The 17,243-nt window shown below is 55.8% G+C and carries 15 protein-coding genes; 8 read left to right on the top strand and 7 right to left on the bottom strand.

Features of this window, described 5'->3' with window-relative positions; translation table 11 throughout:
• Positions 1 to 4 precede the first annotated feature (4 nt).
• Positions 5 to 523, top strand: a complete 519-nt coding sequence (locus tag JUJ53_RS18470) for a hypothetical protein (protein WP_204153510.1) — start codon at positions 5 to 7, stop codon at positions 521 to 523.
• A 160-nt stretch (positions 524 to 683) separates the two neighbouring features.
• On the opposite strand, the gene cbiT is transcribed toward JUJ53_RS18470, so the two are convergent.
• From cbiT to JUJ53_RS18485, 3 genes are all read right to left on the bottom strand, one after another.
• A complete protein-coding gene (cbiT, locus tag JUJ53_RS18475; RefSeq protein ID WP_204153511.1) occupies positions 684 to 1,286 on the bottom strand; it encodes a precorrin-6Y C5,15-methyltransferase subunit CbiT in 603 nt (200 codons plus the stop codon).
• 40 nt (positions 1,287 to 1,326) lie between these two features.
• The gene (locus JUJ53_RS18480) at positions 1,327 to 2,820 is read right to left on the bottom strand and encodes an aminotransferase class I/II-fold pyridoxal phosphate-dependent enzyme (protein ID WP_239125196.1); all 1,494 of its coding nucleotides are present in this window, start codon (positions 2,818 to 2,820) and stop codon (positions 1,327 to 1,329) included.
• 61 nt (positions 2,821 to 2,881) lie between these two features.
• Positions 2,882 to 3,088, bottom strand: coding sequence for an NfeD family protein (locus JUJ53_RS18485; RefSeq protein ID WP_204153512.1), 207 nt, complete (start codon positions 3,086 to 3,088; stop codon positions 2,882 to 2,884).
• Between the two features lie 491 nt (positions 3,089 to 3,579).
• On the opposite strand from JUJ53_RS18485, the gene def reads away from it, so the two are divergent.
• Complete coding sequence (gene def, locus JUJ53_RS18490; RefSeq protein ID WP_204153513.1) at positions 3,580 to 4,125, top strand: peptide deformylase; 546 nt, start codon at positions 3,580 to 3,582, stop codon at positions 4,123 to 4,125.
• A 2-nt stretch (positions 4,126 to 4,127) separates the two neighbouring features.
• On the opposite strand, the gene argS is transcribed toward def, so the two are convergent.
• Both argS and JUJ53_RS18500 read right to left on the bottom strand, forming a co-directional pair.
• Positions 4,128 to 5,885 carry an arginine--tRNA ligase gene (gene argS / locus JUJ53_RS18495; protein WP_204153514.1) on the bottom strand — a complete coding sequence of 586 codons (1,758 nt, stop codon included), beginning with the start codon at positions 5,883 to 5,885 and terminating at the stop codon, positions 4,128 to 4,130.
• A gap of 65 nt (positions 5,886 to 5,950) precedes the next feature.
• Positions 5,951 to 7,660, bottom strand: coding sequence for a mechanosensitive ion channel family protein (locus JUJ53_RS18500; protein ID WP_204153515.1), 1,710 nt, complete (start codon positions 7,658 to 7,660; stop codon positions 5,951 to 5,953).
• 367 nt (positions 7,661 to 8,027) lie between these two features.
• Here JUJ53_RS18500 and trpC point away from each other — a divergent pair, with 367 nt between their 5' ends.
• The 6 genes from trpC to JUJ53_RS18530 all read left to right on the top strand — a co-directional run bounded on the left by trpC (position 8,028) and on the right by JUJ53_RS18530 (position 13,857).
• Positions 8,028 to 8,909 carry an indole-3-glycerol phosphate synthase TrpC gene (gene trpC / locus JUJ53_RS18505; RefSeq protein ID WP_204153534.1) on the top strand — a complete coding sequence of 294 codons (882 nt, stop codon included), beginning with the start codon at positions 8,028 to 8,030 and terminating at the stop codon, positions 8,907 to 8,909.
• A 196-nt stretch (positions 8,910 to 9,105) separates the two neighbouring features.
• On the top strand, positions 9,106 to 9,369 hold the full coding sequence (locus JUJ53_RS18510; RefSeq protein ID WP_204153516.1) for a DUF5340 domain-containing protein: 264 nt from the start codon (positions 9,106 to 9,108) through the stop codon (positions 9,367 to 9,369).
• Between the two features lie 6 nt (positions 9,370 to 9,375).
• Entirely contained in the window at positions 9,376 to 10,323 is a 948-nt protein-coding gene (locus tag JUJ53_RS18515; RefSeq protein ID WP_204153517.1) for a DMT family transporter, read from the top strand.
• A 220-nt stretch (positions 10,324 to 10,543) separates the two neighbouring features.
• Positions 10,544 to 11,128 carry a DUF1997 domain-containing protein gene (locus JUJ53_RS18520; protein WP_204153518.1) on the top strand — a complete coding sequence of 195 codons (585 nt, stop codon included), beginning with the start codon at positions 10,544 to 10,546 and terminating at the stop codon, positions 11,126 to 11,128.
• 421 nt (positions 11,129 to 11,549) lie between these two features.
• Positions 11,550 to 13,064: a DUF1565 domain-containing protein gene (locus JUJ53_RS18525; protein ID WP_204153519.1), complete on the top strand. Its 1,515-nt coding sequence runs from the start codon at positions 11,550 to 11,552 to the stop codon at positions 13,062 to 13,064.
• A gap of 226 nt (positions 13,065 to 13,290) precedes the next feature.
• Positions 13,291 to 13,857 carry an adenylate kinase gene (locus JUJ53_RS18530; protein WP_204153520.1) on the top strand — a complete coding sequence of 189 codons (567 nt, stop codon included), beginning with the start codon at positions 13,291 to 13,293 and terminating at the stop codon, positions 13,855 to 13,857.
• Here the strand turns inward: JUJ53_RS18530 and JUJ53_RS18535 are convergent.
• Complete coding sequence (locus JUJ53_RS18535; RefSeq protein ID WP_204153521.1) at positions 13,854 to 14,945, bottom strand: aromatic ring-hydroxylating dioxygenase subunit alpha; 1,092 nt, start codon at positions 14,943 to 14,945, stop codon at positions 13,854 to 13,856. The genes JUJ53_RS18530 and JUJ53_RS18535 overlap by 4 nt on opposite strands.
• Before the next feature lie 185 nt (positions 14,946 to 15,130).
• A complete protein-coding gene (locus tag JUJ53_RS18540) occupies positions 15,131 to 17,083 on the bottom strand; it encodes an FAD-dependent oxidoreductase (protein ID WP_204153522.1) in 1,953 nt (650 codons plus the stop codon).
• Between the last annotated feature and the right edge of the window lie 160 nt (positions 17,084 to 17,243).

The raw sequence follows: 17,243 nt of genomic DNA on the forward strand, positions 1-17,243 counted from the left end.
CACCATGCAAATTCTTGAGCAAACTCCTCAGCGACTAGTCATTCGATATAATCCTGTGCATCGCTGGCTGATGGCAGCAGGGGCGATCGTTTACATTTTTGTGGCGGGTGTGTCGGGCACTGCTGCGGCCCGAGCCATATATGCACTATTCCTGCTAAGTTTTGCCCTGATCTTGTTGCTCTGGCGGGGAGATCAGGTGACCTGCGCGTTTGATAAGCAAAAGGGCCGCCTCACCTATCAACGCAGTGGTCTGCGGGGTACCACCACGACGGTCGTGCCTTTGCCTACCGTGTCCCATATCACCCTGCAAGAGCGGCGGTATCGCAAGCGTTCGTGGCGAGAGGGACGGGTGTATTGGGTGTACCTAGAGCTGCGCTCATCGCGGGAGCGGCTTGCCCTGTCGTCTGATACGTTCTTTAACTTAGAGAAAGCCCAGAATGCTGCCTGGCTGGTGTCCGATTTTCTTGGCCTGCCGCCGTTCAGTTTTATTGAAGCTCCTCCTCTATCCCTATTTTCATTTTGATAGAACCTGAGCCTAGGAGTAGGGTACCGTTAGAGCCGTAACGCACTATCTCATAAGGCTTTGATGCGTTACGCTGTCGCTCATGCATCCTGCCTGTATAGAGTTTTCTACTCAGAACGTCATCGAACTCAGGTACAAGGAGGACAGGGCTGAACGATGGTCACGTGAGTTTTTCGCCACTCAGAATAAAAATGGGATCCACGGCGGCAAAGACCTGGTTGTTGCCCCGCGACTCTAGGCGGTTGACGGCAGATTGGATGACTTCCACGTTGCGCGCCTGCAGTTCTGCCAAGGTTTCTGATAGGGCATAGAGGCTGGTGAGATCGGTGGCGGTGGCGACGATGCGGCCTGGCGCTTTGAGGCAGGCCCAGGCAGTTTGGGCGATCGCTTTCACAGACCGTCCACCTTCAATGAAAACACAATCGGGCAAGGGCTTGAGATCCGTCAGACAGTCGGGCGCATTCCCTTCAACCACCTGCACATTGGTGACGCCAAAGCGATCGCAGTTGCGGCGAATTAGGCCAGCCACCTCTTCATCGCGCTCAATGGCCATAATTTTCCCCTTAGGACAGAGCAGACCCACTTCAACGGGAATGGTGCCAGTGCCAGCGCCAATGTCCCACAGTACGGCATCAGGGCGCAGGTACATATGGGAAATGAGCAAGACACGCACCTCGCGCTTACTCATGGGAATGCCGGGCAACCGTTCAAACAGGCGATCGGGGATGCCGGGGGTTTGGTAGGGCCAAAGTTCAGAAACCATAGAATCAGGATGATGAGGTTGTGGGCAGTGCTGGGGGAGCTTAGGGAAGGGCGATCGCCTCTTCCACAATAGTCAAGGTTTGTAAGGTGGGATCGGCACAGCCGGTGATCGTGCCTCCCATCGTACAGATCTGGGTGAGGTAGGCGATCGCTTCGATGGTAATCGGTTCGCCGGGCATGAGGACGGGAATGCCGGGGGGATAGGGACAGATGAGTTCAGCGCAGACCTGACCGATGGCGTCTGAGGCCGGTACGGTACGGCGGCGACTGAAAAAGGCCTGGCGCGGGGAGAGGATCGGCACCTGCAGCGGCGGCAGGGGAAGGCTGGGCAGAGACAGGGGCGATCGCTTGTCCTGCGCCAGGGTTTGAATGCCTTGTACGAGATGCCGCAGATCCTCGCGGGTATTGCCTAGGCTGATGATCAACGTGAGATGGTGCAGGCTGGGCAGTTCTGCCGTCACCCCTAAGGTTTGGTGCAGGTGCTCGTCGGCTGCAAACCCTGTCCATCCCAAACCGCTCACATCGACGGTCAGGCGGGTGCGATCCCAGGGGGTACCAGTGGGAGGCGTCCAAACGCGGACACCGGGAATCTTGGATAGCTCTAGCCTAGCCCAATCGGCCAGATCTAAGGTTTGCGCCATCAACCTTTCGCCATCGATCGCCATCTGATGCCGCGCTGCATCTAAGGACGCCAAGAGTAGGTAGCTGGGACTGCTGGACTGCACGAGGGCCAAGCTATCAACCAAGCGATCGCGATCCATGCGGCTGTGGAGGTGGCTATGTACCATGGCGGCTTGGGTCATAGCGCCTAGGGTCTTGTGGATAGACTGCACGGCTAGGTCTGCCCCGGCGGCGATCGCGGTCTGAGGAAACTGGGGATGGAAGGCGAAGTGGGCCCCGTGGGCTTCATCAACGATCAGGGGAAGGTGGCGGTCATGGACAAGGGCGGCGATCGCCTGTAGGTCACTACTGACGCCGTGGTAGGTGGGCGACACCAGCAGCACAGCGGCGGCAGGATGCTGCTCTAGCGCCTGGGCGATCGCCGTTGGGGAGACACCTAGGGGAATCTGTCCTTGGCTATCCAGTTCCGGCGACACAAAGACCGGCATGGCTCCCGAGAGAATCAAGGCGGCGATCGCACAGCGATGGGCATTGCGCGGCAGGATTAGGGAATCACCCGGCGAACAGGTGGCCAACACCGCTGCCTGAATGCCACAGGTGGAACCGTTGGCTAAGAACCAGGTTTCCCCGGTACCAAACGCGATCGCAGCCAAATCCTGGGCGGCACGAATCACGCCTTCGGGGGCAAACAAGTTATCAAGATCGGGCAATTCTGGCAGGTCGGCGCGAAAGACCTCGGTTCCGAAGAGGGCTGCTAGACGCGGAGAGATTCCCTGCCCTTGTTTATGGCCGGGGGTGTAGAAGGGCGCATGGGGACGCGTGGCGGCGGCCCGCAGGGCGTCGAGCAAGGGCGTTTGGTGGGCGTCGAGGTGGTTGAACTGGGCCATGGAGAGCGATCGCGCTACAGGAGTCATTATCCTGCATGGCCCTGCCTTCGCGAGATGGAGAGAGATCAGGTGCTGAGGGGGGCAAGGGTTAGAGCGTGACAAGTAAGGTCAGGCCTTGTCGGCCAATCACACGCACTTGCTGCCCTAACTCTAAGGGACTGTTGATGGGCATCACCAGGCTGGCGGGCCAGGTTGATGCTGAATAGGTGACGCGCAAGCGAGGTTCTACCCATTCCACCGTGGCGATCGCAGGTATGTCTGAAAAATCGAAGGGGTCAATAGTGTTCCAAGTCATGATCACGGCCTCCGGGCATCCTGATAGTGGACCATTACCTCTATGTCGGATGACTAGGGAACCAACTATGCAGTGCCACAACCAATTGAGAAACTGTCCTAGGGCGATTGCTTCCGATGGAACATGAAATTCAGCCTGGAATGCAGCTATTCAAAGGAAAACCTAGTCAGGATCATTGCAAACTAGTCTTATTACGATTTCTCATTCAAGTTTAATTGCAAATTAAAGCCAGCTTTCGAGAAATTCGCTACAGTGAATATGAGCTGAATAGGCTCATCCACGCCACGCTTTTGCCTTCAACCTTCCATTCATAACACCCCCCTACTAGCAGCCCATCCTAGGTCGCAATTGCCGGTTCTTTAGCCCCAACTCCGGTGCGATCGCTCTGATGGTTTGCCCTTCATATGAAAACCATATCTCTATTCCCATTGCTTTAGGTATTGATAGAAGGCGATCGCTGTGGTGCCATAGACAAACTCAGGGATTTCAATATGGCCGACAAACGACCGATTTCGCAATTGGGTGATCCCGTCCTGCGGCAAACTGCCCGCCCTATCTCCAATGTGCAGGATGATTGGGTGCAGCCGCTGATTGATGATCTGATTCTGACGTTGATCCAATCTCAGGGAGTGGGCATCTCGGCTCCCCAGGTGGGTAGTCCCCATCGGATTGTGGTGATGGCCTCCCATCCCAACGAGCGCTATCCCGATGCGCCGATGATGGAACCAACCGTGTTGATCAACCCTCGGATGATTGATCACTCGGAGGCTTATGTGACCGATTGGGAAGGCTGTCTGAGCATTCCCAATATTCGTGGTCGAGTGCCCCGCTACCAGGCCGTTGAGGTGGAATATACCACCCCGGCTGGCAAACTGCAGCGGCAGGTGTTCACCGATTTCATTGCCCGGATTTTCCAGCATGAATTTGATCATCTGGAAGGCATGGTATTTCTCGATCGCCTGCAACAGCCCCAAGAGCTGATGACCGAACAGGAATACCGCCAACGGGTGCTGACACCTGTGCTGGCTGGTCGATAGGGCTACATGCGCTCTAGGACAGAAATGCCTAGCAGCGATAGTCCTAGCTGAATAGTACGGGCAGTCAGATCTGCTAAGACGAGTCGAGACGTACGTTTCGGCTCGTCTGCTTGTAAAATCGGGCAGCGATCGTAGAACTGGTTAAACTTTTGGCTCAGTTCAAATAAGTATTGACAGAGGCGGTTGGGCAATAGGTCTGCCTCCACCGCCAGAATCACCTCATCCAGTTGCAGCAGATGGCGCGCTAGGGCAAATTCGGTCTCGTCGTCTAGATCCACCGGCACGGTTTGCTGAAGCTGGCTCCAGTCAATATCGCCCTTGCGGCTAATCCCCTGCACCCGCACGTAGGCATAGAGCATGTAGGGAGCTGTGTTGCCCTGCAGAGCCAACATGCGATCGTAGTTGAAAATGTAGTCACTGGTGCGGTTTTGGCTGAGGTCGGCATACTTCACCGCGGCCATGCCGATGGTTTCCGCAGCATGGCGGATGAACTCTGGTGACTCTTGCCGCTCTTCTTGCTGTAGGCGGTTTTCCACATCGGACTGGGCCCGGCGCACTGCTTCATCCAGCAAATCTTTCAGCCGTACCGTATCCCCCGATCGCGTCTTAAATTTCTTGCCGTCATCACCCTTGACCACGCCAAAGGGCACGTGAATCAGTTCGACGCCTTCCGGCACCCAACCGGCCCGGCGGGCCACCTGAAAGACCTGGGTGAAGTGGTTGGCCTGGCCCGCATCGACGACATAGATCACCCGCTCTGCCCGATCCTGCTGGGTGCGGTAGCGAATGGCGGCTAGGTCGGTGGTGGCGTAGTTGTAGGCGCCGTCGGACTTTTGAATAATCAGCGGCAGGGGATTACCCTCTTTGTTGGTAAATCCTTCGAGGAACACGCATTGGGCACCCTGGTCTTCCACGAGGAGCCCCGATGCTTTTAGATCGGCCACCACGTCGGCCAGCAGGGGATTGTAAAACGACTCGCCCCGCTCGGTGATGCGAATGTCCATGCGATCGTAGAGCTGCTGGAACTCGCGGCGCGACTGGTCGCAGAGCACTTGCCAAGCTTTCCGGGCAGATTCATCACCAGCCTGCAGTTCCACTACAGCTTGGCGCGATCGCTCCTTGAAATCATCTTCGGCATCAAAACGCTGCTTGGCCTGGCGATAGAAGGCTACCAAGTCACCAATATCGACCGTGCTGGCATCGGTGATCGCCTCGGGGCAAACGTCTCGCAGGTGGGTGATCAACATGCCAAATTGAGTCCCCCAGTCGCCAACATGATTGAGCCGCAGCACGTCATGACCGCGAAATTCTAGCAGCCGCGCTAGGGAGTCGCCAATGATCGTGGTGCGCAGGTGGCCCACATGCATCTCTTTGGCAATGTTGGGGCTGGAAAAGTCTACAATCACCCGCTGGGGCGCTGAGGTGGGGGCTACGCCAAGGCGATCGCTTTGGTGCATCTGCCGCAGTTGGTCTTGTAGATAATCGGTGCGCAATTTTAGGTTAATGAACCCTGGGCCAGCGATCGCCGGTGGTTCGCAACAGTCGCTAACCTCTAGCTTGGCGACTAAAGCTTCGGCGATCGCCCGAGGTTTATCCTGGAGACGCTTGGCCAAGGACAAAGCTACGTTGGCCTGGTAGTCGCCAAATTTAGGATTGGTGGTGGGTACCAAGACCGGATCGGTGCCGGCTAGGTCGGGGCCAAAGGCGGCAACGAGGGCAGCTTCAAGTTGAGTCGTAAGGTAGGCGATCGTGGAGTTCATGAACCTAGGAATGTTCGAGGATAAACGTGAGTTGGATGACGTTACTGTTCCACGATACCCCGAACTTAGATCGTTGATTCGGCTGAGGGCGTATGGGTCGCGTCGGCTGGTGGATAGGCCATGGGCGGAGGAGCCATCTCTACTTCGGTATCATGGAGCCACAGCTCTTGCTGGGATAGCATCAGCGGAATTTTAGCGCGGTCGAAGGCTACTTTAATGCGCCGACGATATTCCCGGGCCGCATTCCATTGCTCTAACGGCTGGGTACGAATCCAGACGCGGATCACCATGCCGCGATCGCCAAATTCATCCAGCCCTAGGGTCAGCGGTTTGGCTAAAATCCTGCCCATCCATTCTTCGTCTAGGGCCAACTCTTCTCCCACCTGCCGCACAAGATCTAACGCCTGGTCAATATTGGCGCTATAGGCCACGGGGATGCGGATATCGGCCTGGGAATGGCGGCTGGATAGGTTGGAGACGACCTTGACCTCACTGTTGGGAATAGTAATCAAGCGCTCTTCCGGATCGCGGAGCTGGGTGATGCGCAGGGTGATGTTTTCCACCATGCCAAAGACAGTGCCCACGGCGATCACGTCGCCTACCGCATACTGATCTTCCACCAAGATTAGGAAACCATTAATCGCATCTCGAATCAGGTTTTGGGAGGCTAGGGAAATGGCCACACCAATTAAACCAGCACCGGCAATTAGGGGGGCAATATCCACCCCGAAGTTAATCAGCACAATAAAGATGCCGATCAGCACCAAGAGGAGCACCGTGACGCCTTTGATCACCCGAGAAATGGTTGAGACCCGCTGCTGCAAGCGCTGGTTGCGGTTGGGGGTGAGCAATCCACCATCGACAAGGGTGTCGATAAACCAGTCAATGGTGACAAAACTGAGGCGAACGCTGATGTAGATGCCGAGGGCAATCAGCGGCATGGATAGATAGGTGGGTAGATGGGTCAAAACCCATACCTGCAGCCAGCGGGTTTGGGGAAATAACCGCAGGATCAATAGAGTTCCTCCTGACCACACCAATGCTTGGCTCAACTGGAAGGCTAAAACCTGGATAGCACTAAGGTTCTCCCGGCGGCGTTGGCTAATGTGTGATGTGGAGGGAGACTGATTGGCTGCCGCGGCCCGCCGTCGCGATCGCCACTGATGCTGGGCTACGGAGATGCCAAAACTGCAAACACACATGCCCAAGAGGATGGCGATCGCCCATTTGGATTGATCGGCCAAGGCTGACGACTGTCGCTCCCGGGCCGATTCTCGCAAGGCCCGGGGAATGGTATCCCTCAGACGTTCAGCATGGGCCGTGGGGGTGGTCATCTCAAGCTGGGCATCCAGATGAGTGACGGTCATCACGTAGCGATCGTTGATATAAATGGTGGGAAGATCGGCAGATCCCCGCAACTCTAGGTTCAGCTCTGACGTTTCGCTTTCGCGATAGGCCCGACTGACGGCAGCTAGGTTGCGTTGAATGTCTTGAACCCGCTGGCTAAGCTCTGAGGTTGGAGCTGCTACCCGAAAGAGCGGCCGGCCATCCAGCCGCACCCAACCACTTTCGATCTCATCTTGGGCCAACGTGGACTTAAATATCGGTAGCGGATCGGTAAAGTCCGCAGGACTCGGAAGCTGGGCAGAGACGGAGACGATATGGAGGCCGCTGATCAGCACGAACAACAGCAGCATACATGCTAGCCATTTCAGCCAAAGATGCTTGGCTTTTACCAGCAGCGATCGCCGCCATCGAGTTCTAGATCGTTTCATCACGTACCTCACACCAGATGGGCAGAACTAGGACGTCAACTATCAAGATGGATCACGGTGGATATCCATTATGAAGCGTTCGCTGACGATTTGATTCATGTTGTCATGGCCAGGCTAGGGCGCGATCGCTTCATCGCCCTCCACCGATCAGATGAATTTTGACTGGACTTTCTAAGAACGGAAGGAAGGGACAGTCCCCGCGATTTTAGATCGGGACGGGCCCCTATTGACTGCGTTGGATCTAGGGAAAACGGAGCGGGGCTCGAAAATCCGCACCAAATCGACCCATAATGGAAGCAGGATTGGGGGTGCCTCTGTGCATCCTCCCTGTCCACCCACTGTCGAGTTTTCAGCCGTTTTACCCTTCATGCAGATTCGTCGCCGTCCGCCTAGCCCTGCCATCCAAGTTAGCTATCTTCAGTATCAGGTCGCTGCGCCTGGTGCCGAACCGCTTCATCTCCTCGAAAAAATTGTGTGGCATAAGGAAAATGAGGTGGATGCGTTGCGCGATCGCCTTCCCTTACTCGATCTACGCAAGCAGCTCCCGGATGCAGCACCGCCCCTCGACGCCCTCGCTGCCCTGCGCCAAGGTCGCACTACTCCGGCCCTGATTGCCGAAGTGAAGAAGGCATCGCCCAGCAAAGGCGTCATCCGCCCTGATTTCGATCCAGTGGCGATCGCCCAGACCTACGCTGAGCACGGCGCAACCTGTATCTCGGTGTTAACCGATGAGGAATTTTTCCAAGGCAGCTTTGACTACCTCAAAGCCATTCGCGCCGCTGTGGACATTCCCCTGCTCTGCAAAGACTTCATCATCTACCCCTACCAAATCTATAAAGCCCGCACCTGTGGAGCCGATCTGATCCTGCTCATCGCGGCCATTTTGTCGGACGCGGATCTGCAATACTTCCTGAAGATTGTGCGCACGGTTGGCATGACGGCCCTCGTGGAAGTGCATACCCTAGAAGAACTGGATCGCGTTTTGGCGCTCGATGGCGTGCAGTTGGTGGGCATCAACAATCGCGACCTCGAAACCTTTCATGTTGACCTGCAAACCACCTGTCAAATCATGGCGGAGCGGCGGCAGACCCTGCAAGAGCGCGATATTATCGTGGTGAGTGAGTCGGGTATTCACACCGTCGCTGATGTGCAAACGGTGACCCAGGCAGGGGTGAATGCCATCTTGGTGGGAGAATCCTTGATGCGGCAAGACGATCCTGGGGCAGCGATCGCCTCCCTGTTGTCCTAACCCTTCCCTAGCCGTGCTCATCGATGGCAGCGATCGCCCGGCCGCCATTGATGCCATCGATGATAGATCTTCTAAGTCTGCGTCAGCAGCAGTCCATGTCCTAGCTGTTCTACCCCGAAAACCGGGCATGTTAACCCCATGGGGCTATCTGCCTAGTCTGGTTCCACTATCGTTACGGCTGAATTAGCTTACCCCTATGGATCGCATCCCCCTACCCTCTCATATTCACTATGAACTACTGCTGCAATTGCTAGAGCGCCAAACCTCCCACGCGGTTGGCAATCAGCCCCAGTTGCGAGAACAGTTGAATGAACTGATCATTACCCTACGCAAAGCCCGTAGTCAGCAGCGACATCTAGAAGAAAGCTGCCAACGCGCTCACATTGACATTGATTTTCACTGGTCTCTCAACGACGCCACCTCAGAGCCATCTCCCTCGGAGCGATCGCTCCCTTCCTAACCATCCATGACGCTACATCAAACCTCTGGACGGTGGCAGTATGGGATGATCCTCGCTGCCACGACTATGCTGCTATGGGGAATTCTGCCCATTGCCCTAGCCGTTGTGCTGAATGTTTTAGACGTATACACGATCACCTGTGTACGATTTGTGATCGCCTTCAGCGTCCTGGCTTTCTATCTCAAACAGCAGGGACAATTTCCCCAAGGCAAACAGCTTCGCAGTGCCTCCTTTAAGCTGATGGCGATCGCCATTGTGTTTTTAGGGCTGAACTATTTACTGTTCCTGATGGGTTTGAAACTCACATCTCCCACCAATGTGGAAGTTTTGATGCAGCTTGCGCCGGTCACCTTTGGTCTTGCTGCCCTCGTGATTTTTAAGGAACGCTACAGTCGCCTGCAGTGGACGGGTCTGGGCGTGATGACCTTGGGGCTGGCGCTGTTTTTCCATGAGCAACTACAGGTGCTGCTGCAGTCTACTGCTACCTATCTCTTGGGGAACGGCCTAACGGTCTTAGCCTGTCTTACATGGACGATCTACGCGTTGGCCCAAAAGCAACTGTTGAGGGTGCTTCCCTCCCCCGCTATCATGCTGGTGATCTACGGCGGCTGTGCCCTGCTGTTTTTACCCCTGTCCCAATTACCGGATCTGCTAGAGCTGTCGCTGTTTCAATGGGGCATGTTGATCTTCTGCGGCATCAACACCCTCCTAGCCTATGGTGCCTTTAGCGAATCCTTGGAACACCTAGAAGCCTCGCGGGTCAGCGCCATTATTTCTCTGACGCCCCTGGTGACGATCGCTTCCATGCAGGTGGCGGCGCGCTGGTTTCCGGGATTGATAGCGCCAGAACATATTAGCGCCCTGGGCTTTGTGGGAGCCCTGCTGGTGGTGGGTGGTTCGGTGGCGATCGCCCTCAGCAAACGTATGGGGAAGCCTGAGCAACTGCAGAGCTAACTTCAAGAATCTGCATAAAGAATGATGAACAACCTAGCGATTATCGGTATATTTCATTAGATGCTAAAGGACAGCCGTCAATTCTTCACGGCTTTTCAGCAAAACTCAGCGACTCCTCAGTTCAAACCCTGAGAAAGTTGTTAAGTTTAATGAAGAACGTCCGCCGATAGATTTTAATCTGTCCCCTGGTGGTCTCGCTCGGTTGATCGCATGGTTTGCTATGAATGTTCAATTTAACGCCTCCCAATCGGTCTGCTTGGCTGTCCCTGAGCAATCGGTACCCATCCAGCACTATCTCCGCCAGCCCCAGCGCTTAATTCGGGCCTTGGTGGATCCTAAGCGCACGGAACAACTGAGCCCAGAAGTCTTTCGTCTCAAGATGCGATCGCTCAGTTTCATGATGATTAGCGTGCAGCCCACAGTGGATTTGCGTCTGTGGGGTAGTTCAGATGGCACCATTCACCTGCGATCGGTGGGGTGTGAAATTCGCGGCAATGACTATATCAACCAGCGGTTTAGCTTAGATTTACTGGGCAAACTCCGCCCCCAGATCCATGATGACAAACCCCACTTGGTGGGGCAAGCAGATCTTGCCGTTGGCGTCGATCTACCACCGCCGCTTTGGCTAACGCCGCGCCCTATTCTGGAAGCCACCGGTAATGGACTGCTGCAAAGCGTTTTGCTGACGATCAAGCAGCGTTTGATGCATCAATTATTGTCAGACTATGCGGTTTGGGCCACGGATCCAGAGCAGCAGTCGGCACCCCAGGGTATGGTATTGGGCAATAGTCCTATTAGTTCTTAGCTTGTCTTAGCCTGATTGATCGACAAAACTTCTGTCATCCTGATTCTCACCTAGGTTGAGTCAGCGTCAGCGTAACCCAACGGACTCTGAGCTGGTGCTGGCTTTTCCATTGCTCGACCCAGCCTACGGAACACAATTGGTCAGTTATCCAGGTTCTTAGCGAGTTACCATCGACCGACAGAAAATCCCCAGTTGCTTTCAGCCGCTGGGGATTATTTAGTATGGCTAGTCCTCTGAGAAGTAAACCGCCTATTGACTCAAGCGGAAACCCTTGTGCGTCCTGACATCTCTTTTCGTTCTTCTATCTTCGTTCTTCTGTCTTGCAATACTAGTTCGCTGATCAACCAGGTGCCATTCTTGCCGAGCGCTACTACAATTGTGCATCCTTTGGTGTCATCGTTCTGTTGCTCCTAGAACTGCTATGTTGTCTACTCGTTTGCGCCGTTGCTCCACTGCCTCACCTCGCCCCCGACGACCGATCCTGCAGCATCTTAGCTGGGCTCTCCTGCCAATCGCGGCTGGACTTTTGGGGTCTGGGGGGGCGATCGCTCAACCCTTGCCGGAAACTGCCCCTGCGACCCTAGCGCAAGCTTCATCCTCCGCCAGCACCCATCTTCTCTTCGTGGATCCTCGTCTGGGGCAGGATAGCCAGGATGGTAGTAGCGGGCGATCGCCCCTGCGGACAATCACCCGCGCTCTGGAATTGGCTGAACCCAATAGCGTGATTATGCTCGCGCCGGGGGTCTACAGCGCCGACAGTGGTGAAACCTTTCCCCTAGAAGTCGATCGCCAGATCACGCTGCAAGGCAATCCCGGGCTCTATGGTCAGGGCATTGTCATTCAAGGATCGGCCCAAGGGTCGGCTACCGTCATGTTGTCGGGGCAGGCCGCCTTGGTGGGGGTGAGTGTGACCCAGCCTCAGGCTGATGGCTATAGCGTTTGGGTGGCCGATGGAACGCCGCTTTTGATGAACAACAGCCTATCGCCGGCCCAATCGCTGCACGTCGCCCAATCCAGCCAGCCCACCCTGCAAAATAACCGCATGGTGGCAGCGACTAGGACTGCTGATCCGACCCCAGCGGCAGATCCAGCCAGTCAAACGGCAAATCAAGCAGCCAGTCAAACGGCCCAGGCATCACCGGCATCACCCATGCCATCGGTGCCTGTGCAGCCAGCGCCGCCCGCTGCCCGTCCTGTGGAAACAACCTCTCCCCTGCCCCGCGTGGAGCCTAATCATTCCATTGCCACCGCCATTCCTCCTGTGGCCACTTCAGCTAGACCCACGGCTGCACCAGAGATCCCCATTCCCGTGCAATCTCCGCCAGCAGGACGTTCCCCATGGGATACCCCTTCCATTCAGCTCAATGGCATTCTGAACCAGGGCTCGACCATTGGCTACCAGCTAGAGGAGCCTGCCGAGAATGCGGTTGAGATTCCGGTGATCCTGCCGCAGTCAGGGTCAGCCGTTTCCAGCTTGGTGAGCCGTCAAGAGCCTAGTTGGACGATTTCTCCAGGATTGCTAGACTCAGGGGCTCAGCAAACCCCCATTGAAATTCCGGTGTCGCCGCCACCTGTGCAGACAACCGTCCCTAGCCAAGCTGCTGCGCCAACGCGATCGCCGGATGTGTTACCCGTTCCTAGCATGGAGATCCCTGTTGGCAACGTGGGTGGTCTGGCGCGGGTGCCTGTCTCTGGCGGTACATCCTATGCGGTTGCGTCATCTAGTCGATCGATGGCCCAATACCGGGTTCTTGTGGAGACCAGCCAGGCGACGACCCGCACCCGCATTCAGTCGTTGGTGCCGGGCGCATTTTCCACGGTGGTCAATGGACAGACGATGATGCAGGCCGGGGCGTTCAGCGATCGCGCCAATGCGCAAGAGTTAGTGGATCTACTAACCAGCTATGGGTTTCAGGCCAGTCTAGAATCCCGATAGAAACGGTTGACGCTGGATAGAGGTAGATATCGATAAGTATCGGTAGGTATCGGTAGGTATCGGTGACGCTGGATAGAGGTAGATATCGATAAGTATCGGTAGGTATCGGTAGGTATCGGTAGGGACATCTCCTCTCGACCCGCGATCGCCCTTAGCGCTACCCTAGGCAAGAGGGCCTCGGTCAGGGGCTATGGTGGTGTCCGTTTATAAGGGCGTAGGAGTCAGTGTGAAATTAATTATTCTGGGTGGGCCCGGAGCCGGCAAGGGCACGCAGGCCAGTCAGCTATGCCAATTTTTAAGCATTCCCCATATTTCTACGGGGACGATTTTGCGGGAGGCGATCGCTGCCCATAGTGACTTGGGGAAACAGGTGCAGGCTTATGTGGCACAGGGCGAATTTGTTCCCGATAAGATCATGATTGAGCTGATTCGTCAGCGATTGCAGCAGCCCGATAGTCAGCAGGGGTGGTTGCTGGACGGCTATCCCCTGACGGCGTTTCAGGCGGAGGAACTAGACTTTTTGCTGGACTCCTTAGAGCAGCGCATTGACTGGGCCATCTGGTTAGAGGTGCCCAATGCGGTGTTGGTGGAGCGATCGTTGGAGCGATCGCGATCGGATGATCAGCCGGATGTGGTGCATCGTCGCCTGGAATTAATCCAAGAACGGACGGTGCCCATTTTGGACTACTACGGCTACCGCAAACGGCTGCTGAAGATTGATGGCAACCAATCCATGGAGCAGGTACAGCAGGCGATTCGCCAAGCTCTTGGCCAGGGAAGTACCGAAGCCTAGGGTATCTTGAGCGATCGCTGATGTTGCTCCCGAATCAGGCGCTGCACGCTCACCAAGGCACGGTTTAGTTCATGGGGGCGAGCCTGGGGGGTGGCCAGATAGGCCTGCTGCTCTTGCTCAATCATCACCACATCTTGGCGCACTAAGCCATCTAGAAGCGATTGAGCTGCACCAAAGAGACGCTGTTTCAAAAATCGGCGGAAGGCGATCGGCAGTTTATGCAGTCGCGAGAAGGCTTGGAGGGAGGTGAAGTGAATCAGGTAAGCGCGGGTCTGGGTAGGGCCGATGGGACAAAAGAGGCAGTAGATTTTGAAGTCTTGCCCTAGGGTCGAAACCCAGTTGGGATACACATAGCTGACGTCTAAGGGCTCGGGGTGTAATCGCCGCAGGCTGGGAAAGAAGAGTTGGGAAATCGACCAGATCTTATCAATGCGGTAGTAGCTTTGGGCTTCGTAGTGAACATCGACGCGATCGCTTGTTTCCTCTAAAGCCTGCAGTTTCGCCTCTGTCCAGGCTTGATAATCAGCATGGAGATGCCCGTGGTACATGTCCATGAGGTTTTCGATCAGGTAGGAATAGTGGGCTTGACAGTCGATGATCGAGACGGTGGCGATGTAGTTGAGATGCTCCCACTCGGGAATGCTGAGGGGATTCACCTGCTCGGCTAGGGCCGCATCCCCTGGAAAGACCCAGATAAAGCCATCCTGCTCTCGCACCGGGTAGAGCCGTACCCGACAGGAGGGCAGCCGCTGATCCTCGGCTAGGTAGGGCACCGCTGTACAATGTCCATCGCCAGCAATCCGCCAGCCATGGTAGGCGCATTCCAAGTCATCGCCCACCACCTGCCCCTCACTGAGTTTGACAAAGCGATGGGGGCAGCGATCGGCTAACGCCTGCACCTGGCCGTGACTGTCTCGATAAAGAGCGATCGCCTCTCCCCAGATCGTCACCCCCCGGGGCGTAGTCGTCACCTCGTCACTGCGCGCCGCAACGTACCAATGGTTGGGGTTGATGCCAGCTTGGCGCACATCAAAGGATCCTGGCTGAGAGGCAGGAGATTCGACAGGATCGCTAAAGGTTTGGGTCATCGCAGTGAGTACCAAATGCAATGGAAAGGGGATGGCTCATCAAGTCCTTAGGATTGGGGAGAACTGAGGAGGAGGTTCAGGATCTGGCGGGACGACTAGGGGAATACGCAACACCTCGACATTTCCCCTGATGCCTTGACCTGAGAGACGTGAGTCGTTCTCCCAGGTTTGCTTATGAACCAGCGTTAAGCGAGGATGGAAAATACGCCTTGAGGACGCACCGTGAGTAAGGTGCGACGCTGTAGACCCTCTTGGTGTAGAACCGCATTGGCTGCCAGCAGACCGCTACTCACCGCCCGCTCCATCAAGCCGCAGGGGAAGGGCATTTTCACCCAGTCGCCAGCGAAGAGGAGGTTGGGAGCCAGAGACTGGGTTTCGGGACGGTTGGGGTAGCTGCCGGGGGGGAAGCCGGAGAAGTTTTTCTGGTTGACCAGTTCTCGATGCAGCATAGAAGCATCCTTGAGGGCTGGAACAATGTCGTAAAGTTCTTCCTCAAAGGTGGTCAGGATGGCTTGCTGGGTGGGAAAGTCCCGCTCTTTGTAGCAGTAGGCATGGAGTTCCACAACGCTGCCGCCGCTTTTCTTAGCCCACTCGATATAGTCGTCCTGAATGCGATGGTAGAGGGTGATGCTATCGGTGAGGCGATAGCCTGACAGGGAGGTGAAGTCGCTGAACTCCCAGTCAAAGTCTTGGTCAAACCAGAATCTGGCTACAGCAAAGGGATCAGCGATCGCTAACTGACCAATTTGCTCTTGGATCTGGGGATGAACGTCTCCCTGGGATTGATCCAGCAGGTAGCGAACGCCGGGCACGTCGGTGGCGAAGACAAAGTAGTCGGCATCTAGAGTTTGGGCCAGGCTGGGGGTTGGATCCGCGCTGGCGAGCTGGATGCGATCGCCCTCGGTTTGTACCACCTGATAGCGGTCTAGATCACGGCGGGCAGGGCCGCTGACCACGCGCCCTTGGGCATCGTAGACAGCGCCATGGCAGGGGCAGTGAAATTCGCCGTTGGCGGCGGGCTGAACGGTACAGCCTTGATGGGTGCAGGTGAGGGATAGGGCTTCGGTGTGGTTTTGGGTAGCATAGACGCGATCGCCTGCGCCGTAGAACTGGGTTGCACCTTCGGTGGGGATCACGTCATTTTTCGCCACCCAGAAGGGAGCTGGCGAGGTGGCGCTACCGTCCACATAGTCCACAGAAGCAACTTGGCTATCGGCCCAGTTCACCTGAGTGACCGAGACCCCGGTGAGCACCTTGCCGCCCTTGCTCTGAATGGCCGCCACAATTGGATCGACTAAGCTGCGACCCATATCCTGGCGGGTGCCGCGAAAGGCTAGCCCCTCGGGATTGCCAAAGAAGTAAAAGTGGAAAAACTGCATCAGTTCTCCCGCACTTAAAACATCCGGGGCATTGAGGCTGGATTTGGCAAAGGGTAAAAAGTACAGGTCATAGAGACCTTGGGGAAAGTCATTCTTCACCCACTCGGTCACCGACATGTTATCCAAGCGGCCATAGCTGCGCTGGGGATGGAAGCCGGTAATTTCGCGAAACACCTGCCAATGGGAAAACTTCAGCAGGTTCAGCCCCCAGTTCAACCGATTATCGGAGGCGATCGCTAGATCGACGATGTTCCAGGGAAAAGCTGAACTGCTTGGTCGGAAGCGTTCTGGCGCATAGGCTTGCTTATCGCCTTTATAGACGACGGCGTAAAACGGCAGGGAGGTGAAGTTCTCTTGGGCTTCTAGCTCATCCACTAAGCTCCACAAGTTGTAGTACTGGGGGAAGAAGCCGTGGAAGCCGTGCTCCATGCGCAGGGGTTCTCCACCGACTTCAATATCCCAACTGGCGATTTTGCCGCCCAACTGGGGTGATTTTTCCAGCAACGTCACCTCAACACCGCGTTGGCTGAGTTCGTAGGCTGCTGCCAAGCCCGCTAAGCCGCCCCCGACGACCACCGCTCGTCGAGGCTGGCTGAGGTGAGTCGGCAGAGCGATCGCATCTTCTTGGTACGTAGAAGGCTGGGGCTTAGAAAACCGAGAGTAGCCCAGGGCTCCCCCTACCGTACTCACGCCCGCCAGCTTGAGCACCGTACGCCGAGAAACCTGGGTAGACAATAGCGATTGAAGCTTTGGATTCATGAACGATGCAGTTAAAAGATGCCGTTAAACAAAAACAGTCAATAATCAGCAAAGGTAATCCCGTGGAGCGATCGCATGGATGTGGATGATGATAGCTGAGTTTCTAGCATCACTGCATCTTATGTCAGATGTCTAGCGGGATGCTCCCTGTGTAGTTCTA

This window comes from Leptolyngbya sp. CCY15150 (assembly GCF_016888135.1).
Classification (GTDB): domain Bacteria; phylum Cyanobacteriota; class Cyanobacteriia; order RECH01; family RECH01; genus RECH01.